General features: G+C 53.6%; 16 protein-coding genes. 7 read left to right on the top strand and 9 right to left on the bottom strand.

Features of this window, described 5'->3' with window-relative positions; translation table 11 throughout:
- Positions 1-2 precede the first annotated feature (2 nt).
- The 3 genes from cmk to serC form a co-directional block, all read right to left on the bottom strand.
- A complete protein-coding gene (gene cmk / locus AC2LB6_RS10550; protein WP_490093459.1) occupies positions 3-689 on the bottom strand; it encodes a (d)CMP kinase in 687 nt (228 codons plus the stop codon).
- Between the two features lie 198 nt (positions 690-887).
- A complete protein-coding gene (gene aroA / locus AC2LB6_RS10545) occupies positions 888-2,174 on the bottom strand; it encodes a 3-phosphoshikimate 1-carboxyvinyltransferase (protein ID WP_490093458.1) in 1,287 nt (428 codons plus the stop codon).
- An 82-nt stretch (positions 2,175-2,256) separates the two neighbouring features.
- Positions 2,257-3,342, bottom strand: a complete 1,086-nt coding sequence (gene serC / locus AC2LB6_RS10540; protein ID WP_490093457.1) for a 3-phosphoserine/phosphohydroxythreonine transaminase — start codon at positions 3,340-3,342, stop codon at positions 2,257-2,259.
- Positions 3,343-3,655: 313 nt separating this feature from the next.
- Here serC and ycaO point away from each other — a divergent pair, with 313 nt between their 5' ends.
- The 4 genes from ycaO (at position 3,656) to pflA (ending at position 9,913) form a co-directional block, all read left to right on the top strand.
- Positions 3,656-5,419, top strand: coding sequence for a 30S ribosomal protein S12 methylthiotransferase accessory factor YcaO (ycaO, locus tag AC2LB6_RS10535; protein WP_490093456.1), 1,764 nt, complete (start codon positions 3,656-3,658; stop codon positions 5,417-5,419).
- A 373-nt stretch (positions 5,420-5,792) separates the two neighbouring features.
- Positions 5,793-6,653 (top strand): formate transporter FocA, encoded by an 861-nt coding sequence (gene focA / locus AC2LB6_RS10530; protein WP_490093455.1) that lies wholly within the window; start codon positions 5,793-5,795, stop codon positions 6,651-6,653.
- Between the two features lie 71 nt (positions 6,654-6,724).
- Positions 6,725-9,007: a formate C-acetyltransferase gene (gene pflB, locus AC2LB6_RS10525; protein WP_179896225.1), complete on the top strand. Its 2,283-nt coding sequence runs from the start codon at positions 6,725-6,727 to the stop codon at positions 9,005-9,007.
- Between the two features lie 165 nt (positions 9,008-9,172).
- Positions 9,173-9,913 carry a pyruvate formate lyase 1-activating protein gene (gene pflA, locus AC2LB6_RS10520; protein ID WP_090962597.1) on the top strand — a complete coding sequence of 247 codons (741 nt, stop codon included), beginning with the start codon at positions 9,173-9,175 and terminating at the stop codon, positions 9,911-9,913.
- A gap of 54 nt (positions 9,914-9,967) precedes the next feature.
- Here pflA and AC2LB6_RS10515 read toward each other — a convergent pair whose 3' ends face one another.
- From AC2LB6_RS10515 to lrp, 6 genes are all read right to left on the bottom strand, one after another.
- On the bottom strand, positions 9,968-11,119 hold the full coding sequence (locus tag AC2LB6_RS10515) for an MFS transporter (RefSeq protein ID WP_490093454.1): 1,152 nt from the start codon (positions 11,117-11,119) through the stop codon (positions 9,968-9,970).
- A gap of 319 nt (positions 11,120-11,438) precedes the next feature.
- Positions 11,439-12,731, bottom strand: coding sequence for a serine--tRNA ligase (gene serS, locus AC2LB6_RS10510; RefSeq protein ID WP_490093453.1), 1,293 nt, complete (start codon positions 12,729-12,731; stop codon positions 11,439-11,441).
- A 92-nt stretch (positions 12,732-12,823) separates the two neighbouring features.
- Complete coding sequence (locus AC2LB6_RS10505) at positions 12,824-14,167, bottom strand: replication-associated recombination protein A (protein ID WP_490093452.1); 1,344 nt, start codon at positions 14,165-14,167, stop codon at positions 12,824-12,826.
- A 7-nt stretch (positions 14,168-14,174) separates the two neighbouring features.
- A complete protein-coding gene (gene lolA, locus AC2LB6_RS10500; protein WP_003849334.1) occupies positions 14,175-14,786 on the bottom strand; it encodes an outer membrane lipoprotein periplasmic chaperone LolA in 612 nt (203 codons plus the stop codon).
- 178 nt (positions 14,787-14,964) lie between these two features.
- Positions 14,965-18,447, bottom strand: coding sequence for a DNA translocase FtsK 4TM domain-containing protein (locus AC2LB6_RS10495; protein ID WP_490093451.1), 3,483 nt, complete (start codon positions 18,445-18,447; stop codon positions 14,965-14,967).
- 118 nt (positions 18,448-18,565) lie between these two features.
- The gene (lrp, locus tag AC2LB6_RS10490; protein WP_006118610.1) at positions 18,566-19,060 is read right to left on the bottom strand and encodes a leucine-responsive transcriptional regulator Lrp; all 495 of its coding nucleotides are present in this window, start codon (positions 19,058-19,060) and stop codon (positions 18,566-18,568) included.
- A gap of 520 nt (positions 19,061-19,580) precedes the next feature.
- Here lrp and trxB point away from each other — a divergent pair.
- From trxB to cydC, 3 genes are all read left to right on the top strand, one after another.
- Positions 19,581-20,549 carry a thioredoxin-disulfide reductase gene (trxB, locus tag AC2LB6_RS10485; protein ID WP_490093450.1) on the top strand — a complete coding sequence of 323 codons (969 nt, stop codon included), beginning with the start codon at positions 19,581-19,583 and terminating at the stop codon, positions 20,547-20,549.
- A 143-nt stretch (positions 20,550-20,692) separates the two neighbouring features.
- Complete coding sequence (gene cydD, locus AC2LB6_RS10480) at positions 20,693-22,462, top strand: heme ABC transporter permease/ATP-binding protein CydD (protein ID WP_490093449.1); 1,770 nt, start codon at positions 20,693-20,695, stop codon at positions 22,460-22,462.
- A complete protein-coding gene (cydC, locus tag AC2LB6_RS10475) occupies positions 22,462-24,192 on the top strand; it encodes a heme ABC transporter ATP-binding protein/permease CydC (protein ID WP_490093448.1) in 1,731 nt (576 codons plus the stop codon). The genes cydD and cydC overlap by 1 nt, the downstream gene beginning before the upstream one ends.
- The last annotated feature ends 14 nt before the right edge of the window (positions 24,193-24,206 follow it).

Genomic DNA, 24,206 nt, shown 5'->3' with positions numbered 1-24,206 from the left:
AGTTAAGACGGAATGCCCAACTTCTCGCGGGCATATTGTAGCGCTTTTTCAATGACTTGTTCGATAGACATCTCAGTAGAGTCCAGAACCAATGCATCGCCAGCGGCTACTAAAGGTGCGATTGCGCGGTTACGATCGCGGTCGTCGCGTTCTTTTATCTCGGCTAAAAGGCGGTCAAAGTTAACATTAAAGCCATTGTCCTGCAACTGTAGCATACGGCGCTGAGCACGCTCCTCCGGGCTGGCATCAAGGAAAATTTTCACTGGCGCATCCGGAAAAACCACAGTGCCCATATCACGACCATCAGCAATCAGGCCCGGCATCTCGCGGAAACCGCGCTGGCGGCGCAATAGGGCTTCGCGTACCCGGGGAAAAGCGGCGACACGTGAAGCGGTGTTACTGACCTCCTGAGTGCGAATTTCACCGGTAACATCTTCACCTTCAAGTATGACCTGCAATTCACCGTTTTGTGACACAAAGCGCACATCGAGGTGTGCAGCAATCGGCACCAGAGCCTCTTCAGATTCAATGTCCACCTGATGATGCAATGCGGCTAACGCCAGCACGCGATAAATAGCACCGGAGTCCAGCAGATGCCACTGCAGCGATTCCGCCATCGCTTTGCACAGGGTTCCCTTTCCCGCTCCACTTGGCCCATCAATAGTTATGACCGGGGCAGTTACTGTCATTATTCCCTCCTGTTGCTGCGTGCTTCCTGACCTTTCGGTCACCATTAATGACTAGCATTATACGCTGCATAGCGCGGCTTGGTTACCCTTTCGCACTTCCCAGGTTAGTAATGTTAGTTAATTCAGAGGAACTCTGGGCCGTTACAGCCAGAGTAAATCAGGGGAGTCCGGTGCGGAATCGCACCGGAAAAGGAGATATCAGGCATTCTGGCTGATTTTAGCCAGCTGAACGAAATAGTTCGGGAAGGTTTTTGCCGTACAGCCAGGATCAAGAATGGTCACTGGCGTATCGGAAAGGGCCACTAAAGAAAAACACATCGCCATGCGGTGGTCGTTGTAAGTACCAATGTCAGCATGAATCAGCGTCGCTGGCGGTGTAATACGGATGTAGTCATGACCTTCTTCGACTTCCGCACCCACTTTACGCAGCTCTGTAGCCATTGCGCTCAGTCGATCGGTCTCTTTTACCCGCCAGTTATAAATATTGCGTAACTGGGTAGTGCCTTCAGCAAACAGCGCGGTGGTTGCGATGGTCATTGCGGCATCCGGTATATGGTTCATATCCATATCAATGGCCTGCAGTTTTCCGACCGTGCAGGCAATATAATCATCGCCCCACTCAATCGTCGCACCCATCTTTTCCAGCACGTCAGCAAAACGAATATCACCCTGCACACTCTGACGTCCGATTCCGGTGACCCGAACCGTTCCACCTTTTATGGCGGCAGCAGCCAGGAAATATGAGGCGGAAGAGGCATCGCCTTCAACCAGGTAATCGCCCGGTGACTGATACTGTTGCTGTCCTTTGATCAGGAAGCGCTGATAGTTCTGATTCTCAACTTCGACGCCAAAGCACTGCATCAGATTCAGGGTGATATCGATATAAGGTTTTGAAACCAAATCACCTTTGATAGTGATGCAGGTATCCTGCTGCGCCAGCGGCGCGGTCATCAGCAGTGCCGTCAGGAACTGGCTGGAGACGCTGCCATCCACACTGACTTCACCGCCGGTAAAACCACCGCGTAAACGCAGCGGGGGATAATTTTCGTTTTCCAGGTACTCGATGGTTGCTCCACCCTGACGAAGCGCGTCAACCAGATGACCGATTGGACGCTCTTTCATGCGGGGTTCACCGGTCAGTTCGATATCATGCTCACCAAGACAAAGTGCGGCGGCCAACGGACGCATTGCGGTGCCAGCATTGCCCAGAAACAGTGACAGCGGTTGAGATGTATGCAGAGGTCCGGCATTTCCCGTTACTTCACACACGGTACGATCGCTGGAAAGCGTGTAGCTTACGCCCAGCGCGGTCAGCGCATTCAGCATGTACTTCACATCATCGCTGTCGAGCAGGTTAGTGAGACGGGTGGTGCCTTTAGCTAGCGCAGCCAGCAACAATGCGCGATTAGAAACGCTCTTTGAGCCAGGCAGATTTACGGTGCCATCGACGCGTGCAATCGGTTGGAGAGTCAGGGAGTCCTGCATGTGAAACGAAATCCTCAAAAAATACAGAGACCTCGCCATGTGGCGAGGTCTGGCATCAGCATCAATGCTGATATCTTAGTAATCAGCCGTGACGGCGTTCAAAATCGAGCATGAAATCGGTCAGCACCTTCACACCTTCCAGCGGCATCGCATTATAAATAGAGGCGCGCATACCGCCTACTACACGATGTCCTTTGAGCGCATGTAATCCCGCCTTAAATGACTCTTCCAGGAACAGCGCATCAAGTGACGCATCCGTCAGCTGGAAAGGAATATTCATGCGTGAGCGGTTTTCTGTCGCCACATCATTGCGATAGAAGCCACTGTGATCGATGACGCCATAAAGCAGATCAGATTTTGCCTGATTGATACGATCAATCTCAGCCACACCGCCCTTCTCTTTCAGCCATTTAAACACCAGCCCTGAGAGGTACCACGCAAACGTCGGCGGAGTGTTAAACATCGAATCGTTATCGGCGAGCACTTTGTAATCGAGGATAGAAGGCACGGACGCATGCGCCTGACCCAGCAGATCTTCGCGGACGACGACCAGAGTTAATCCAGCCGGGCCCACATTTTTCTGCGCACCCGCATAAATCACACCATAGCGACTGACATCGATCGGGCGAGACAGAATGGTGGATGAGAAATCAGCAACAACAGTTTTACTGCCGAAGTCGGGCTGTTCATCAATAGCGATGCCATCAATCGTTTCATTCGGGCAGAAATGCAGGTAGGCGGACGCGTCACTCACCTGCCATTCGCTCATCGGCAGGATGGCACGTTTACCGTCGCGTGTGGTTTTGACATCCAGCGTGCGAGGGGAACAATACTTTTCTGCTTCTTTAATTGCGCTATGCGCCCAGTAGCCGCCATCGACATAGTCGGCGCTGGTCGCCTGACCCAGCAGATTACCCGGCACAGCAGCGAATTGCGCACGCGCTCCGCCATGACAGAATAAAACTTTGTAATTAGACGGTATTTTTAGCAGATCACGGAAGTCCTGCTCAGCTTCCTCAGCCACCTGAATAAACTCTTTACTGCGGTGACTGATCTCCATTACAGAGGTTCCCAGACCGCGCCAGTTCGTCAGTTCCTGTTCTGCTCGACGAAGCACTTCAACCGGTAGCATCGCCGGGCCAGAGCTAAAATTATAAACTTGCGTCATTTCCCCTCACCACTGTCATATCGAACGGTTATGAATAACCATCCGGTTTTATCACTGCATTCTGATAGCTGCAATCATAAATCAGGGCGCGGTCACATTTTCTGAATCCGGCTCGCCGAAGGTTATGTTACCAATGCTAACCAGCACGGAATTTTGTGAGGCCTCATCCAGCACTATTCATCTGCGTTTGGCCTGATAGCCGATGTAATAAAAACTAAGCCGGTAAAAAAGTCCTGCCCTGATAGCGGTCTGTTACCAAAATCCGTATCATTGCGCGCTTTACGCACCCTATGACAACTGAGAGAGCGGCACTATGACGCAAACATTTATCCCGGGCAAAGATGCCGCACTGGAAGACTCCATTGCGCGTTTCCAGACCAAGCTGCAGGATCTTGGCTTTAATATTGAAGAAGCTTCCTGGCTGAATCCTGTTCCCCACGTCTGGTCAGTGCATATCCGCGACCGCGATTGCCCGCTCTGCTTTACCAACGGCAAGGGCGCCAGTAAAAAAGCGGCACTGGCCTCTGCACTGGGCGAGTATTTTGAGCGTCTCTCAACTAACTACTTCTTTGCTGACTTCTGGTTGGGAAAAAAGATCGCAAACGGCGACTTTGTTCACTATCCGAATGAAAAATGGTTTGCGTTACCTGAGGATGATTCCTTACCTGAAGGCATTCTGGATGCGCGCCTGAACGCGTTTTACGATCCTGACAATGCTCTGACGGCTTCCGGACTGATTGATCTGCAGTCTGGCAATGCTGAGCGTGGTATCTGCGCTCTGCCATTTACCCGCCAGTCCGATCAGCAAACTGTTTATATCCCGATGAACATTATCGGCAACCTCTATGTCTCAAATGGCATGTCCGCAGGTAACACCGCGAATGAAGCGCGTGTTCAGGGACTGTCCGAAGTGTTTGAGCGCTACATTAAGAACCGCATCATTGCGGAAGCAATCAGCCTTCCTGCGATTCCTGATGAGGTGATGCAGCGTTATCCTGAAGTAATCGAGGCGATTGCCCGCCTTGAAGCGGAAGGTTTCCCGATTTTCGCTTACGACGCCTCGCTGGGTGGCAAATATCCGGTTATCTGTGTGGTGCTGTTTAACCCGACCAACGGAACCTGTTTTGCTTCATTTGGTGCGCATCCTGATTTCGGTGTGGCACTGGAGCGTACCGTCACCGAGTTGCTGCAGGGCCGCAGCCTTAAAGATCTGGATGTCTTTACCCCACCGACTTTTGATGACGAAGAAGTGGCTGAGCATGCCAACCTTGAAACGCACTTCATCGATTCAAGCGGCCTGATCTCCTGGGATTTGTTCAAAGAGACAGCGGATTATCCCTTTGTCGACTGGTCATTCGCAGGCAGCACCGAGCAGGAGTTTGCCACGCTGATGGCGATCTTCGCCTCGGAAGATCAGGAAGTTTATATTGCTGACTACGAGCATCTGGGTGTCTATGCCTGCCGCATCATCGTACCTGGCATGTCTGATATCTATCCGGCGGAAGATCTCTTCCTGGCGAATAACAGCATGGGCGCTGGCATGCGTGAAACCCTGCTGGCCCTGCCTGACAGCAACTGGAATCCTGAAGAGTATCTGGATCTGATTGGACAGCTTGATGATGAAGGTTTTGATGACTTCACCCGCGTTCGTGAGCTGCTGGGTCTGGCAACCGGTAAAGACAACGGCTGGTACACACTACGTGTTGGCGAATTAAAAGCGATGCTGGCGCTGGCAGGTGGCGATCTGGATCAGGCATTGATCTGGACGGAGTGGACCATGGAGTTCAATAGCTCAATCTTCACGCCAGAGCGGGCTAACTACTATCGTTGCCTGCAGACTCTGCTGTTACTGGCAATGGAAGATGAGCGCGATCCGCTGCAGTATCACCACGCTTTCCTGCGTATGTACGGTGAGAGCGCGATGGAAGCGGCCTCAGCCGCCATCAGTGGCGAACATCCATTCAATGGTCTTCAGGCTATTGATGATGAGCTGCAGGCATTCCCGGCACATCAGTCCCTGCTTGCAGCTTACGAAAAACTGCAAACGGCTAAGCGTCTCTACTGGAAAAATGCGTAAGTCATAACGCGTCAGACCAGAAAGAGAGGGTTAAAAATGGCACTGCATTTATTGGGTGCCATTATTCTCCACTTTTTCCATGAAACATTAGCTGCATTTAATTCCCTTCAAATTACATCACATCATTTTTATTAACATTTAAGCCATTAATAAATAACAAGTCCCAGGCCGGAATTGTGGCTTAGCCCTTAACGTTAAAATAATTTTTTATTTTTAAAATTTATTTAATGGATATAATTCAATAAGTTAAATTAAAATCCTCTTGTTTTTTTGTGAACGGCTTGCTACCGCTTCGGCAAACATGATCCACATCAATTACTGACCTATACTCCTTTGTTAGTATTTTTTCAGACAACTTCTGGAGTAAGTTAGTGTGAAAACTGACAACCCTTTTAATCTTTTATTACCAGCCGCAATGGCGAAAGTCGCCGAAGACGCCGGTATCTATAAAGCTACCAAACATCCCTTCACCACCTTTTTTCTGGCGATAAACGCTGGCGTATTTATCTCCATAGCATTCGTTTTTTATATTACAGCGACCACCGGTAGCGGTGCCATGCCCTATGGCATAGCCAAACTGATTGGCGGTGTCTGTTTCTCACTCGGCTTAATGCTGGTCGTGGTGTGTGGCGCTGACCTCTTTACTTCTACTGTGTTAATCGTCGTTGCCAAAGCCAGTGGTCGCATCAGCTGGGGACAGCTGGCACGCAACTGGATTAACGTCTACGCCGGTAACCTTGCAGGTGCACTCTTCTTCGTTGCCCTGATGTGGTTTGCCGGACAGCATATGGTCGCGAATGGTGCCTGGGGATTGAATGTCCTGGAAACCGCCGATCACAAGATGCATCACACATTCATCGAAGCGGTTTGTCTGGGTACCCTGGCGAATTTGCTGGTCTGCCTCGCCGTCTGGATGAGTTACTCCGGCCGTACCCTGACCGATAAGCTGGTGGTGATGATTCTTCCTGTTGGGATGTTCGTCGCCAGCGGTTTCGAGCACAGCATCGCCAATATGTTCCTGATTCCTTATGCCATTGTCATCCGCGACTTCGCGGCACCTGAATTCTGGCAGGCTGCAGGTACCACGGCTGCACAGTTTCACTCGCTTACCGTCAGTAACTTTATTCTCGATAATCTGATTCCTGTGACCATCGGCAACATCATTGGCGGCGGCATTCTGGTTGGGTTGACCTACTGGGTCATCTATCTCCGTAAAGGTGACCAGGTTCATTAAACACATTTTTGACGGCACAGGACGTTGACTGTGCCTGACCGTAAAGTCTCTTCATATAAGGCAGGTATATTATGACCGAACTTAATGCAAAACTGGCTTCAGCATGGGAAGGATTTGCTGAAGGCGAATGGCAGAATAGCGTCAATGTGCGCGACTTCATTCAGAAAAACTACACCCCTTATGAAGGTGATGAGTCCTTCCTGGCAGGCGCAACTGAAGCGACCACTAAACTGTGGGAAAGCGTGCTGGAAGGCATCAAAATTGAAAACCGCACCCACGCGCCAGTTGACTTCGACACCGATCTCGCCTCAACCATTACCTCGCACGATGCGGGTTACATCATCAAGCCACTGGAAAAAATTGTTGGCCTGCAGACTGAAGCCCCATTAAAACGCGCGCTGATTCCTTTTGGCGGCATCAAAATGGTTGAAGGTTCATGCAAAGTTTATGGCCGTGAACTCGATCCTTCACTGAAAAAAATCTTCACTGAATACCGTAAAACGCATAACCAGGGTGTGTTCGACGTTTACACCCCGGACATCATGCGCTGCCGTAAATCAGGTATCCTGACCGGTTTGCCAGATGCCTATGGCCGTGGCCGCATCATCGGTGACTATCGTCGCGTGGCTCTTTACGGCATCGATTTCCTGATGGCGGATAAATTCTCTCAGTTCGCGTCTTTGCAGAACGATTTAGAGAATGGCGTGAATCTGGAAGCGACTATTCGTCTGCGTGAAGAGATCTCAGATCAGCATCGTGCGCTGGCGCAGATCAAAGAGATGGCCGCAAAATATGGCCACGACATTTCGGGCCCGGCAACCAATGCCGTTGAAGCCGTGCAGTGGACTTACTATGGCTACCTGGCTGCGGTTAAATCACAAAACGGTGCTGCCATGTCCTTTGGCCGCGTCTCAACCTTCCTGGATGTTTATATCGAGCGTGACCTTAAAGCCGGTAAACTGACTGAAGAACAGGCACAGGAACTGATTGACCATCTGGTCATGAAACTGCGTATGGTTCGCTTCCTGCGTACCCCTGAATATGATGAGCTGTTCTCAGGTGACCCAATCTGGGCAACGGAATCACTGGCAGGTATGGGCGTTGATGGCCGTACGCTGGTTTCAAAAAGTACCTTCCGCTTCCTGAATACCCTCTACACCATGGGTCCTTCACCTGAGCCGAACATGACCATTCTGTGGTCAGAAAAACTGCCGATTAATTTCAAAAAATATGCCGCTAAAGTCTCAATCGATACCTCATCTCTGCAGTATGAGAACGATGACCTGATGCGTCCTGATTTCGACAATGATGACTACGCCATCGCCTGCTGCGTCAGCCCGATGATTGTCGGCAAACAAATGCAGTTCTTTGGCGCACGTGCTAACCTGGCGAAAACCCTGCTCTACGCAATCAACGGCGGCGTGGATGAAAAACTGAAAATGCAGGTTGGACCGAAAGGCGACAAAATCAGTGACGCCGTGCTGGACTTCGACACCGTCATGGAGCGTATGGATCACTTCATGGACTGGCTGGCAAAACAGTATGTGACTTCGCTGAACATCATCCACTACATGCATGATAAGTACAGCTACGAAGCAGCACTGATGGCCCTGCATGACCGTGATGTCTATCGCACCATGGCGTGTGGTATCGCCGGTCTCTCCGTTGCTGCGGATTCACTGTCTGCGATTAAATACGCCAAAGTGAAACCAATACGTGATGAAGATGGTCTGGCGATCGACTTCGACATCGAAGGCGAATACCCACAGTTCGGTAACAATGACTCCCGCGTTGATGACCTGGCCTGCGATCTGGTTGAACGCTTCATGAAGAAAATTCAGCAGCTGACCACCTATCGTAATGCCGTGCCGACCCAGTCTGTTCTGACCATCACCTCAAACGTGGTGTATGGTAAGAAAACCGGTAACACACCGGATGGACGTCGCGCTGGTGCACCGTTTGGACCAGGTGCTAACCCAATGCATGGTCGTGACCAGAAAGGTGCTGTTGCCTCCCTGACTTCCGTCGCGAAACTGCCGTTTGCCTATGCGAAAGATGGTATCTCCTATACCTTCTCAATCGTGCCAAACGCGCTGGGTAAAGATGATAACGTGCGTAAAACCAACCTTGCCGGTCTGATGGATGGTTACTTCCATCATGAGGCCAGCATCGAAGGCGGCCAGCACCTTAACGTCAACGTCATGAACCGTGAAATGCTGCTGGACGCGATGGAGCATCCAGAGAAGTATCCGCAGCTGACCATTCGTGTTTCCGGTTATGCTGTGCGCTTTAACTCACTGACTAAAGAGCAACAGCAGGATGTGATTACCCGTACCTTCACACAGTCACTGTAATCACGGCTAAACCCAATATGAAAAGGCTCCTCGCGGAGCCTTTTTCTCAAAAGTCTGTTCTGGTGGTCATCTCCATCAAGGTTCCCACCAGAATCGATTTCCTGCCCTGAGCGCAACAGAGATTGCGCCGTCTGTCCCGGCAGACTCACTGGAGAAAACATCGCAATGTCAGTTAACGGTCGTATCCACTCATTTGAATCCTGCGGCACCGTCGATGGTCCCGGCATCCGTTTCATCACCTTCTTCCAGGGCTGCCTGATGCGCTGCCTCTACTGTCACAACCGCGACACCTGGGATACCCATGGTGGCAAAGAGATCACCGTCGAAGCGCTGATGGCGGATGTGCTTTCCTATCGCCATTTTATGAATGCCTCTGGCGGCGGTGTCACTGCCTCAGGCGGTGAAGCCATTCTTCAGGCTGAGTTTGTGCGCGACTGGTTCCGCGCCTGCAAAGCGGAAGGCATTCATACCTGTCTCGACACCAACGGCTTCGTACGCCGCTATGATCCGGTGATCGATGAACTGCTCGACGTTACTGACTTAGTGATGCTCGACCTGAAACAGATGAATGACGATGTGCATCAGATTCTGGTGGGGGTCTCTAATCACCGTACCCTGGACTTTGCCCGTTATCTGCAGAAAAAAGGCAAGAGAACCTGGATCCGTTTCGTTGTCGTACCGGGCTATTCCGACGACGATGACACCGCGCATCGCCTGGGCGAATTCACGCGTGACATGGAGAACGTTGAGAAGATTGAATTGCTGCCCTATCACGAGCTGGGTAAGCATAAATGGATTGCGATGGGTGAAGAGTACAAGCTGGATGGGGTGAAACCGCCGAGTAAAGAGACGATGGAGCGCGTGAAAAACATTCTCGCCAGCTACGGCCACGAAGTGATGTACTAGAGAATCGGCCACAAAAAAGGGAGCTTAACGCTCCCTTTTTGCTGTTCAGCGCGATCAGGCATGTGCCACTGGCGTAGCCTGATGATTCGCTTTGCGCAGCAGCATAACCAGATAAACCAGCGCCACAGCCGCGATCATCACGAACAACAGCTGGTCAGAATAATTCTGCATCAGAACAGAGGTCATTGCCGGTCCAGCCAGACTGCCCAGGGTATAACTCATCAGCAGCGCCTGATTCATCGCAACCAGTTCATGATGTGCAACCGTTTCACAAGCCCAGGACATAGCCACCGGATAGAGTGTGAAGCCCGCCAGCCCCAGCACAAACAGCGCCGGAGCCATCGCGGCATTGGTTAACATAGCCATCGCACCCAGGATAACCACAAAGACCTGGACCCGCAGCACCAGCATGCGACCGAAACGATCGGCCAGACGGCCGACGGGCCATTGGCCCACAATGCCTGCGCTGACCAGCAACGCCATCCAGTAACCGACATTGGCATCACTCATTCCCTGATGTGACAGGTAAAGCGGCATCAGGCCATAAAGCGAGCCCAGAAGGATGCCAGAGATGATGCAGCCATTGATACCCAGACGTGAGCTACGCCGACGCAGCATTGGCCAGATGCGGGCCGGAGCCGCTTCTGTCGCTTCACCGTTGCTGGATACGCGGGTGAAGACCAGCGGCAGCACGGCGCAGAAGACCAGCGACGTCACCCACGGAATCACGCTGAGTAATTCCGTAGAGAGTTTGCTGACAAGTAACTGGCCGGTCACGGTGCCGATGTAATAGACAACCATGTAGGCCGCCAGCAACTGTCCCCGATTACGTACCGTTCCGCTGCACAGGAGTGCGCTCTCAACCACCACCCACATTAGCGCACAGCCGACACCGGCGATGAAACGCATTGAACTCCATGCCCAGAAACCCGACATCATCGCCAGGCACAGGGTCGCAACGGCAAACATCATGGTAGCCAGGTAATAGCTGCGATTGAAGCCGTACTGCCGAATTAACCAGCCAGCCAGCAGCGTACCTGCGAGGTTACCGGTGTAATAGGAGGAGCTTACGATGCCCACCTGCCAGGTTGTCAGTAAGTCATGTGTCAGCCACAGTGGAACAAGCGTATTCAGCACCGCAATTGCGACAGTCATTAACATCAGGCCGCAAAGCAGCAGTATCACGGGGCGTGACCAGGTTGACATAGGGGATAGAAACCAGAGCAAAATGAAGGAAATTGCGCGCAGTTTGCCACTGGCTTTTTTAAAGTCAATGGGCGTAATTTGACAGCAGCACATTTTGCTGTCGGACAATTTAATTTACTAATCTTCAGTGGGTTACAATCGTGTGAAGCAGCAGGCTGCTAAATGCTATCTCTATGAAAAAATAGGTTTTTAAGCATTCCAGCACAACTATTATCGATAACGTTTATTTGTGATTAAATTCGGATGTAATCCATACCTTTTTGCAGATGCAAGGCATAAAAAAACCCGGCCCTGGCCGGGTTCAAAGATTCAGAATCGCTTAGCCAATAATTTCCACGCCATTCATATATGGACGTAAAACTTCCGGCACGGCGATACGCCCATCTTCCTGCTGATAGTTTTCCAGCACCGCCACCAGGGTACGGCCGACGGCCAGACCTGAGCCATTCAGGGTATGAACCAGACGCGGCTTCTTATCCTGTTTGTTACGGCAACGCGCCTGCATACGACGCGCCTGGAAATCACCCATGTTGGAACAGGATGAGATCTCGCGATAGGTATTCTGCGCCGGTAACCAGACTTCCAGATCGTAGGTTTTAGTCGATCCGAAGCCCATATCGCCGGTACAGAGTAAAACCTTGCGGTATGGCAGGTTCAGCAGCTGCAGAACTTTTTCAGCGTGACCTGTCAGCTCTTCCAGCGCATCCATTGACTGTTCCGGGGTAACGATCTGCACCATCTCAACTTTGTCGAACTGGTGCATACGGATCAGGCCGCGTGTGTCACGACCATAGGAACCCGCTTCAGAACGGAAGCACGGTGTATGTGCGGTGAGTTTAACCGGCAGGGTATCCTCTTCGAGGATCTCGTCACGCACCAGGTTAGTCAGCGGTACTTCCGCGGTAGGAATCAGTGCATAGTTACTGCTGTCTGACTCTTCTTCCAGCGGACGGGTGTGGAACAGGTCTTCGCCAAACTTAGGCAACTGTCCGGTACCGTAAAGCGTTTCGTGGTTAACCAGGTAAGGCACGTAGGTTTCAAGGTAGCCATGCTGCTCCGTGTGCAGATCAATCATAAACTGACTCAGTGCACGGTGCAGGCGTGCAATTTGCCCCTGCATGACCACAAAGCGCGAACCGGTCAGTTTCACGGCAGCCGCAAAATCCAGGCCTTTCGCCGCTTCACCCAGCTCAACGTGATCTTTAACCTGGAAACTGAACTCGCGTGGAGTGCCCCAGCGGCTCACTTCCTGATTTTCGCTGTCATCTTTGCCCAGCGGCACTTCGTCTGCCGGAATGTTTGGCAGTGCCAGCGCGAAGTCACGGATTTGATTCTGCAGTTCATCCAGTTCTGCTTTTGCGGCATCCAGGCGTTCGCCCAGCGCGTTCACTTCCTGACGCAGCGGCTCGATGTCTTCCCCACGTGCTTTGGCCTGACCGATGGATTTGGATCGGGAATTACGCTCTGCCTGCAGATTTTCTGTTTCTACCTGCAATACTTTGCGACGCTCTTCAAGCGAACGCAGCGTTTCCACATCCAGTTTGTATCCCCGGCGTGCCAGTTTTTCTGCGACTGCGTCTGGCTCGTTACGCAGCAGATTGGGATCGAGCATGCTTATCCTGTGTATAAAAAGTTGGTTGAAAGAAGGGACGCATTCCTGCGGAATGCGTTGAAAACATTGCCCACATTACCGTAAGGTCTGTTTCAGCGGTAGCGTTTTGTCGGGCTATTTTGATCCTGCTCAGCCAGCCAGCTTAGCTTTTCACCAATCTTACCCTCAAGCCCGCGCTGGGTTGGCGTGTAATAGCGCGTGCTGGCCAGTTCCTTTGGAAAATAGACTTCACCGGCGGCATAGGCGTTGGTTTCGTCATGAGCATAACGGTACTCTTTGCCCAGCCCCATCTCTTTCATCAGCTTAGTCGGGGCATTGCGCAGATGTTCCGGCACATCGTAATCGGGATGGTCGCGTGCATCTCGCATAGCGGCTTTAAACGCGTTGTAGACCGCGTTACTTTTAGGCGCACAGGCCAGATAAACAATGGCCTGGGCAATCGCGCGCTCCCCTTCTGCCGGGCCGACGCGTGTGAAGCAATCCCAGGCCGCAAGCGCCACCTGCATACCGCGCGGATCCGCATTGCCGACATCTTCCGAGGCGATAGCCAGCAACCGGCGTGCCACATAGAGCGGATCGCCGCCCGCCGTAATGATGCGTGCATACCAGTAGAGCGCCGCATCGGGCGCGGAGCCACGTACCGATTTGTGCAGAGCTGAAATCAGATCGTAAAAACGATCGCCTTTATTATCAAAACGGGCGGATCGCTCACCTGACACTTCGTTAAGTAACTGCGGCGTCAGTTCACGCTGACCCGAGGCGGTGATTTCGGCCATATCCGCCATCATTTCCAGCGTATTCAGTGCCCGGCGTGCATCACCATTAACCAGTTCAGCAATCATCCTGCGGGTGTTATCCGGCAGCACGATGTCACTGTCGCCATAACCTCGCGCTTTATCCTGCATCGCCTGATCCAGTACCTGCTCAATATCTTCGAGCGTGAGTGATTTCAACAGGTAAACGCGGGCGCGTGACAGCAATGCGGAGTTAAGTTCAAAAGAGGGATTTTCGGTGGTCGCACCAATAAAGGTAATGGTGCCATCTTCAATATGGGGCAGAAAAGCATCCTGCTGGCTCTTGTTGAACCGATGGACCTCATCCACAAACAGGATCGTCCGCCGCCCAGCGTTTTTATTCTGTCGGGCGCGCTCAATCGCCTCACGGATCTCTTTGACGCCGGAGGTCACTGCCGATATACGCTCCACATCGGCATTGCCGTAATGCGCGATAATCTCAGCCAGCGTAGTTTTGCCGGTCCCGGGCGGTCCCCACAGGATCATTGAATGCAGGTGTCCTGCTTCAATCGCGCGTGGCAGAGGTTTGCCCGCGCCCAGCAAATGCTGCTGACCAATGTACTGTTTCAATGTTTCTGGCCGCATACGCGCGGCCAGAGGTTTGAAATTCTCGGTGGAAAAATCCAGGGACAGGTTACTCACCGTGACCTCACTGACGTTGGTCGTCCACCGTCACGCCTTTTGGCGGTGTGAACGTGAATTTATCCGGGCTGATAGCGCCATTCTGCTGGCTTTTCAGCTGGTAATCACTGCGCTGACCATCCTGCTCAATCGCGCTGAAGCGGTTAATGGTTCCGCTGGACGTCACCTGAATGGTGAACTGCTTCAGGTTGCCGTCGCTGTTTTTCGGTGTCAGTTCGAAATTGTCACCCTGCTGTTTGATGTTGTACTGCTTCCAGTCATTTGACTGATTGCGGGCAATCAGCATAAACGGCGTGTTGCTGGTCGCATTCTGCAACAGGCTTACAGTCGCCTGCTCAACAAACGGGTTATAGAACCACAGCGATTTACCGTCAGAGATGATGATACTTTCGTCCGGGGCGGTCATGTGCCAGTTAAACAGGCTGGGACGTTTTACCCACAATTCGCCTTCGCCGTCCTGCACATTTGCGCCGCTGCTGTCGGTCACTTTTTGTGTGAAGCTGGCGTGGAAGCTGCTGACCTTGTTCAGGCGCTGTTGCAGATCACTGGAAGCATCAGCCAATACGCTGGCTGAAGAAAAGGTGGCCAACAGGCCCAGAGCGATTACGCGTAATTTCATCTGCTTCAATTCCTTATTTAAACGATCCCATCGATAACTGCATTAAGCCTGGTCGCCATTCCACCATCAGAACAGAGGAAAAAACCGAAAGCTGATTCAGATATGGGGCTTAACCGTATAAAAAACAATGAGCCAGTCGGAACTGGCTCATTGAGTCGTGTTTCAAAACATTTAAACGCTACATATCGTGTGGCGGCGGCGACAGCACTTCACGGTTACCATTGTGGCCTGGTGCAGAGACGATGCCCTGCGCTTCCATCTGCTCAATGATACGTGCCGCACGGTTATAACCGATGCGGAACTGACGCTGAACGCCTGAAATCGACGCACGACGTTTATCAACCACAAAGCCGACTGCCTGATCGAACAGCGGATCGAGCTCTTCATCACTGTCGATGCCACCGGCACTTTCGCTCTCTTCGCCCGCAGTAATGTTGTCGATATATTGCGGACGACCACGCGCTTTCCAGTCCTGAACCACGGCATGGACTTCCTGATCACGAACAAAGGCACCGTGAACACGAATCGGCAGCGAGGAGTTTGGTGGCATGTAGAGCATGTCACCCATACCCAGAAGTGACTCCGCGCCGCCCTGATCGAGAATGGTACGTGAGTCAATCTTGCTCGAAACAGTAAAGGCGATACGTGTCGGGATGTTCGCTTTGATCAGGCCAGTAATCACATCCACTGATGGACGCTGTGTTGCCAGCACCAGATGAATACCCGCGGCACGGGCTTTCTGTGCCAGGCGCGCAATCAGCTCTTCAACCTTTTTACCCACTGCCATGATCAGGTCAGCAAACTCATCGACCATTACCACGATATAAGGCAGTTTTTCCAGAACCGGCGGCGTCATATCCATGCTGTCGCCCGGCTTCCAGAACGGATCAGGAATCGGACGACCCATCGCTTCGGCCTGCTCCACTTTCTCGTTGTAACCCGCCAGATTACGCACGCCCAGCGCCGACATCAGCTTATAGCGACGTTCCATTTCACCGACGCTCCAGCGCAGCGCATTGGCGGCATCTTTCATGTCTGTGACGACTTCGGTCAGCAGGTGTGGAATGCCTTCATAGACCGACAGCTCCAGCATTTTCGGGTCGATCATGATGAAGCGAACTTCTTCAGGCGTCGCCTTATAGAGCATGCTGATAATCATGGCGTTCACGCCCACGGATTTACCAGAACCGGTGGTACCGGCAACCAGTAAGTGTGGCATTTTCGCCAGATCGGCCACAACCGGCTGACCGGCAATGTCTTTACCCAGCACCACAGCCAGCGGTGATGGATTGTCGCGGAATTTAGGGCAGTCCAGCACTTCACGCAGATAGACGGTCTGGCGATGTTTGTTTGGCAGTTCCAGACCCACGTAAGGCTTGCCTGGAATCACTTCTACCACGCGAACCGCGACGGTCGACAGTGAACGCGCTAAATCGCGCGACAGGTTGGAAATGCGCGCTGCTTTCACACCCGGAGCCAGGTCAAGTTCGAAACGGGTGATAACCGGACCAGGTGAGATGCCAACCACTTCAGCTTTGACGCGATAATCGCCTAAGCGCGACTCCACCAGTCGGGCAGTCTGCTCCAGCGAGAACATATCAACCGGCTCTTCCTCTACAGGTGGAGCGGTCAGCAGATCCAGCGAAGGCAGTGGCGTGGACGGTTTCTCCATCGGCTGCTCATGGCGCATCAGGAACGGATGAATCAGGCTATCGTGCAGTGAAGGTTTCGTTTCTTCAACCGGCTGAACCGGAGCTGTAGCTGGCGAGCCATAAGCAGGCGCAGCATAACCCGGTTCAGCTGGTGCTGAAGACGCACTGTAGGCAGGCGCTGCCGGAGCAAAACTGGCAGGAGCTGGAACCTGAGCCGGTGCCTGAGGTCTTGAGACCTCACTCACCTGCTGCCAGGGTTCGTGTGACACTGCAGGGGCTTCCGGTTCCGGCGTCGCGGCAATGGTAAACAGCGGTTCTGATGGACCGTCATCCACCAGATCTTTCATCGGTGAAAAATCAAACGCTGAGGCGGTATCAATATTAAATACCGGCTCTTTTTTCACTTCAGGTTCATAGCGCTGTTGCTGCTGCTCGGCGAACTGACGTGCCAGTGCATCCTGCTGCTGGGCATCCTGCTCATCTTCCTCATCCTGCTGCCAGTTGGTTCCATAGCGCTGCTGCTGTTCAGACTGGAAGGCCTGACGCAGTTCAGCCTGCTGCAGCGCCTCTTCAGCATCAGGTGCAGTAGAAATCGATCCAACCGGGGCCGTTTCGCTCTCTTCCGTTCTGGCTTTCTCTTCAGCCATGCGCTGAGAAGGCAATTTAATGCCATAAGAGGCCAGCTCACGACGGGTTGGCAGTTTTACCGGATTAGGACGCGGTAGCGCCGGTCCGATACCCTGTTTAACCTGCGGGTTGAGATTGGTTTCAGGGGCTAAATCGAAAACAGGGGCAGCACGCGTGGTTGCCTGAGTCGCAGTGGCAGCGACGGCGGCCGCAGCTGCAGGAGCCGCAGGGATCGCTGGTGTGTCGCGCCAGTTCCCCATTTTAGGTTCGTCATCGTCGTAAGCACTGAACGACGGCGTAGCCGGGGCTTCGTCCGGCATTTCAAAATGATAAAGCGGTGGTGAGGTCGCAGGTGCAGAAGCACTCTGCGCCGGAGTCGGAGCAGTCGCTGCACCATAGGATACAGGCGCGCTCTGTACGGCCGCAGGCGCAGGTTGTGTCGTCGGGGATGCAGGCATAGTGGCAGGAGCAGATGCCGTAAATGCCGCAGCAGAAGGTGCTGCAACAGCGGCAGGCGCAGGCGTTACCGGAGCGGCCGGTGCGAGGGTCACCTCAGCGGCTTCCGTCGTCGCCGCTACCGCCGCGCTGGTTGCTGCTGCCGCTTTAGCCAGCAGAGGATCCGGCTGTGAGGCCGCAGGCTCGGCGGCTGCACGTGGAGCAGAAAGCAGCACATCATCATCCTGATCGGCGGCATGCAGTTCAGGCACATCCGCGTATTCATGCGCGTCCTGCTCGTCATCCTCTTCCTGCCAGGGTTCATCGTGACGTGAGCGGTTGCTGGCAAACGTCAGCACGCCCATCACAACGCCACCAATTCTTTCTGCGATGGTGAGCCATGACCAGCCGGTGTAAAGGGTAATGCCCGCCGCCCAGACGCAAAGCAGCATCAGCGTGCCGCCAGCCGGACTGAACCACGGGGCAATCGCATTACTCACCAGGCTGCCAATCACGCCGCCCGAGGCGAAGTACCAAATATCATCGGCGTTCAGCGCCGCCATACCACAGGTTGTCACCACCAGCGCAAGAACGCCAATTAAGCGCAGCCCGACGGCAAAGTAGTCAAAGTAGTCCTGGCTGTCGCGCTGACGGAAAGCAATCCAGCACAGACCCAGGATGACGGGAGGAATGGCGTACGCCATCACACCAAAGATGAAGAGTAAGGTGTCAGCCAGCCAGGCACCGACGCTGCCGCCGATATTATGGATAGGTTCATGCCAGGCAGTTTGCGACCAGCTTGGATCGGAAGGGTTAAAACTGACCAGTGAAACCATCAGGTAGATGGCAAACAGCGCCACCAGAATAAGCAACGCTTCCAGCAGACGACGTCCACTGCTCAGCGATTGTAACGAAACATCTTTATCTTCTGTATATTCCTGGCTCAAGAGGACTCTCCAGGTGCCTGTAAAGTAAGAAGCAACAGCGTCGGGCAAGCCCGACGCTGATCCTGTATGAATTCACAGGAGTGTACCGAAATCTCACAGGTTTTGCACCTGCCCCGCATCAGCGAGTTTTGATCACAAGTCGATTGCTCTGTTTGACCTCTTCCATCACCACATAAGTTCGCGTGTCGTTTACGCCCGGCAGGCGCAACAGGGTTTCACCCAGCAGCTTACGGTAGGCAGACATATCAGGTACGCGCGTTTTCAGCAGGTAGTCGAAATCGCCGGAAACGAGGTGACACTCTTGAGTTTCCTCAAGTTTTTGCACAGCGGCGTTAAATTGCTCAAACACATCCGGTGCACCACGATTCAGAGTAATCTCAACGAACACCAGCAGCGACGCATCCAGATAGTGCGGGTTCAACTGCGCGGTGTAGCCAAGAATAAATCCCTGACGTTCGAGACGACGCACGCGCTCAAGACATGGCGTAGGCGATAAGCCTACGCGTTTAGAAAGCTCTACGTTTGAAATGCGACCATCTTTCTGAAGTTCATTCAGAATGTTCCTGTCAATTCTGTCGAGGTCTTTCCCGGGGCGTTTCTTATTGTCTACCATTATTATTGTCTCTCTTAATTCCTTCCCTTTACCTGCCACGCCCTGAAAACGCTCATTGTTCGGGGCATTTCTGAAGTGAGCTAACAGAGCCTGTGTTCTGACACCTATCGATATGACGCATGTTGTCTGTCCACATCATGCGTCATTATCCATATCAGGCTGCTTTTATTCGGCGTTAAGTGCAAAACAAGCGAGGAAAACCTGTTTTGTTCCGATAAATGTTATTCGCTTCTGATAATGTTTTCGCAAAAGCGCAGGCGATTGTCAAAGTAAAATCACCAAATTCAGGACAAGATGCCAGACAGACCGCTGGGTATCTGTTTTTAAATGAGTATTTTTGCACTATTGCACCCGTTCAGCCCGAGTTTTGCCCCCTTTTGGCGCAATGACCAGGCAAAACCGCCGCTCATCGTCTACGCCGTTTGCAGCTATCGTTAACAAAATTGGCTAAGCCTTGTCATTGTCGCCGGATATTCCCTACAATCGCAGTTTATGTCAGCCGAATGAAACTGAGGAACGCATGAGTACGGCCAAACACAGTAAGTTACTCATTCTGGGCTCCGGCCCAGCGGGTTATACCGCAGCCGTTTATGCTGCACGCGCCAACCTCAACCCGGTGCTGATCACCGGTCTGGAAAAGGGCGGACAGCTGACCACTACTACTGAAGTGGAGAACTGGCCGGGCGACCCGCACGATCTGACAGGTCCATCGCTGATGGAGCGCATGCACGAGCATGCCGAAAAATTTAATACTGAGATCATTTTCGATCACATTCACACCGTGGATCTGCAGAACCGTCCGTTCCGCCTCACTGGTGACAGCGGTGTATACACGGCAGATGCCCTGATCATCGCTACCGGTGCGTCAGCGCGCTATCTGGGTCTGCCCTCTGAAGAGGCGTTCAAAGGCAAAGGTGTCTCCGCCTGCGCAACCTGTGACGGCTTCTTCTATCGCAACCAGAAAGTCGCGGTGATTGGCGGTGGCAACACGGCCGTGGAAGAAGCGCTCTATCTGGCAAATATTGCGGCTGAAGTGCACCTGATTCATCGTCGTGATAGCTTCCGCGCTGAGAAGATCCTGATCGACCGCCTGATGGAGAAAGTGCGCAATGGCAATATCGTGCTGCACACCCATCGTACGCTGGAAGAAGTGGTGGGGGATCAGATGGGCGTGACCGGTCTGACGCTGCGATCTACCCAGAACAGTGATGAGACAGAAGCGCTGGAAGTCGCAGGTCTGTTTGTCGCTATCGGGCACAGTCCGAATACGGCCATCTTTGAAGGTCAGCTGGCGCTGGAGAACGGATACATCAAAGTTCAGTCCGGTCTGCATGGCAACGCCACTCAGACCAGCATCCCTGGCGTCTTTGCGGCAGGCGATGTGATGGACCATATCTATCGTCAGGCGATCACCTCTGCGGGCACTGGCTGCATGGCCGCGTTAGACGCTGAGCGTTTTCTTGACGGGTTGGTTAAAAACGATCAGTAAGTTGTTAACCCTCTGATCTCAAATGTTCCAGGCGACGGTTTTTCCGTCGCCTTTTTTATTGCTCTCATGCTAGATTCTTGCGCCTGAAGAGATGGAAATATCATTCCATTTCCCCCCGTCATCGACATTTATCATGGTCTCGCATGGACAAATCGCGGCAGCAGCATCTTACCCGCTGGCTTCGTCAGCAACGTCGTTTCGCCGGTCGCTGGTTGCGACTCAACACGCTGCTGGGTATGGCGAGTGCACTGCTGCTCATTGCTCAGGCGGGTTTACTGGCCACGCTGCTTCAGGCACTGATTATTGATCAGCAGCCACGTGAAACCCTAACGGTCAGCATCCTGCTGTTACTAATCTGCTTTGTGCTCCGTGCCCTGATTAATTATGCCCGTGAACTGACCGGCTATCGTGCCGGGCAGGCTATCCGCCAGGCCTTACGTCAGCAGGTCCTGGATCGGTTATCTGATCTGGGCCCGGCCTGGATTCAGGGTAAGCCAGCCGGAAGCTGGGCAACCCTGCTGCTGGAGCAGATCGAAGATATGCAGGAGTACTACGCCCGCTATCTGCCGCAGATGACGCTGGCGGTGCTGATCCCCTGCTGCATTCTGCTGACTATTTTTCCGTTGAACTGGACGGCAGGTCTGATCCTGTTTGCCACCGCGCCGTTGATTCCGCTGTTTATGGCGCTGGTCGGAATGGGTGCGGCCGAGGCCAACCGCCGCAACTTCCTGGTGCTGGCTCGCCTGAGCGGTAACTTTCTCGACCGTCTGCGCGGCAGAGAGACGCTGCGGCTGTTTCATCGCGGTGAAGCAGAGCAGCAGGCCGTTGCCGCCGCCACCACCGATTTTCGCCAGCGCACGATGGACGTGCTGCGTTTAGCCTTTCTCTCCTCCGCCGTTCTGGAGTTTTTTGCCTCGTTAGCGATTGCTGTGGTGGCGGTCTATTTTGGTTTCTCCTATCTGGGCGAATTGCATTTCGGTGACTACGGTCAGGGTGTATCGCTGTTTGCCGGGTTCCTGGTGCTGATCCTTGCCCCGGAGTTTTTTCAACCGTTGCGCGATCTCGGCGCGTTCTATCACGCCAAAGCCCAGGCGGTGGGCGGTGCCGATGCACTTGAAGCTTTTATGCAGGCGACGCCCGACGTTGCACCGCAGGATGGCCAGCAGCCTTTCACTGCCGATCGCGCAATCGCGCTCGTCGCTGATGATCTGTGTGTCTGCGCGCCCGATGGCCAGGTGTTGTGCGGTCCGCTCACCTTTACCATTGCCGCTGGTGAGCAGATTGCGCTGGTCGGTCAAAGCGGGGCGGGTAAAACGGCCCTGATGAACGCTCTGCTCGGCTTTCTGCCTTATCAGGGCTCGCTGAAGGCGAATGGGGTTGAACTGCGTGATATACGACGGAGCGACTGGCATCAGCAACTGAGCTGGGTAGGACAGAATCCTCAGTTACCGGCCGCCACATTGCGCGACAATATTGTGATGAATGCGGCCTGGGATGGCGATCGCTTTGCGGCGCTGCTGGAATCATGCGGCATCAACGAGTTCCTGCCGCGTCTGCCTCAGGGTATTGAGACCCAGCCTGGCGATGGCGGTAATCAGCTGTCGGTGGGCCAGGCGCAGCGGGTCGCGGTTGCACGCGCACTCTATCAATCCTCACATTTTTTGCTGCTCGATGAACCGGCAGCCAGCCTGGATGCACTCAGCGAACGTCATGTGATGCTGGCGCTTAACGAGGCGGCAGTCCGGCAGACCACGCTGATGATTACTCATCAGATCGATACGTTGAGTCGCTGGCAGACCCTCTGGGTGATGGAGGCGGGTAAGCTGGTGCAACAGGGTAACTGGCAGCAACTGTCTCAGCAGCCGGGTGCTTTCAGTGAGATGCTGAAGCATCGCCAACAGGAGATCCGCTGATGTCCGCCTTACGTCCTTTTCTTCGTCTCTGGCTGCGCCACCCGTTTCGTCTGGCGCTGGGCATCGTGCTGGCGATTGTTACCCTGCTGGCCAGCATTGGCCTGCTGACGCTGTCAGGCTGGTTCCTGGCCGCCTCCTCAGTGGCAGGTGTTGCTGGTCTCTACACCTTTAACTACATGCTGCCTGCTGCAGGCGTTCGTGGCGCAGCCATTATTCGCACCGCCGCACGCTATGCTGAACGGCTGGTCAGCCACGATGCGACGTTCAGGGTGCTTCAGCATCTGCGCGTCCACACGTTCAGCCGCCTGATGGCCCTTTCCCCGGGCCAGCTTTCGCGGTTCCGGCAGGCGGATCTGCTCAACCGCTTTGTGGCCGATGTCGATACGCTGGATCATCTCTATCTGCGCGTTATCTCGCCGCTGCTCGGCGCATTCGTGGTGAGTATCGTGGTGACTGTCGGGATGAGCTTTATTGATGTTCAGCTGGCACTGATGCTGGGCGGTATCATGCTGAGTACGTTGGTCCTGATGCCCGCGCTGTTTTATCGTCTGGGATCACCGGCTGGCGTCGCCATTGCCCAGGGTCGCGCCCGCTGGCGCTTACAGCTGATGCAGTGGCTGGCAGCTCAGGCTGAACTGACGCTGTACGGGGCCTCACAGAGCTGGCGTCAGCAACTTGATCAGGATGAACAGCACTGGCAGCAGGCGCAAAGTCAGCAACAGCGTTTGCAGGCCGCAGCCCAGAGTCTGCTGCTGCTGATCAGCGGCGTAACGGTCACACTGCTGCTCTGGCTCAGTGCCGCGACCATCAGCGAACAGCAGCTACCCGGCTCGCTGATAGCATTGGTCGTGTTTTGCGCCCTGGCCGCCTTCGAGGCGCTGGCACCGGTAGCCGGGGCCTTCCTGCCCATGTCGCAGGTGATAAACGCCGCTCAGCGGGTCAATGACATTATTGAACAGTCACCCGCGATCATCTTTCCAGCGCATTCAGATGCCCGACCAGGCCCGCTTGCGGTCGATATCGACCAGCTCGACTTCAGCTATCCCAACCGTCCGTATAAGGTGCTGAACCGCTGTACCCTTAAGGTGGCTGCCGGTGAGCACATTGCATTGCTGGGTCCGACCGGCTGCGGAAAATCAACGTTGCTGGCGCTGTTAACCCGTGGCTGGGAGAGCCAACATGGCGTTATCACTTTAAATTACCTGCCGATTAATGCCTGGTCAGAGCCAGCGTTGCGCCAGCGCATCAGCGTGGTAACGCAGCGGGTTCACCTCTTCAGCCAGAGCCTGCGCGATAACTTACTGCTGGCCTGCCCTGATGCCAGCGATGATCAACTGGCCCGCGCACTGAACGACGTTGGGCTGCAGCATCTGCTTGAAAACCAGGAAGGTTTAAACGCCTGGATGGGAGAAGGCGGTCGCCCGCTTTCAGGTGGCGAACTGCGTCGCCTGGCGCTGGCACGTGCATTACTGCATGACGGCGATCTCTGGCTGCTGGATGAACCCACCGAAGGGCTGGATGCCACCACCGAGCAGCACATTCTTGTCCTGCTGCAGCGCCTGTCTGTCGGAAAGACGATGTTAATGGTCACCCATCGCTTCAGCGGCCTGGAGCAGATGGATCGCATCTGCGTAATGGATAATGGTGCCATTGTTGAACAGGGTAGCCATGCGGAATTAATCTCAAAAGCGGGTCGCTACTGGCGTTTCCGGCAGCGTATTGCGTTATAGTCTTAGCGAAATGC

It is taken from the genome of Pantoea sp. RCC30.1 (genome assembly GCF_058148845.1).
The sequence above is the reverse complement of the archived record's forward strand: the minus strand, read 5'-3'. Positions and strand labels throughout refer to the sequence as shown.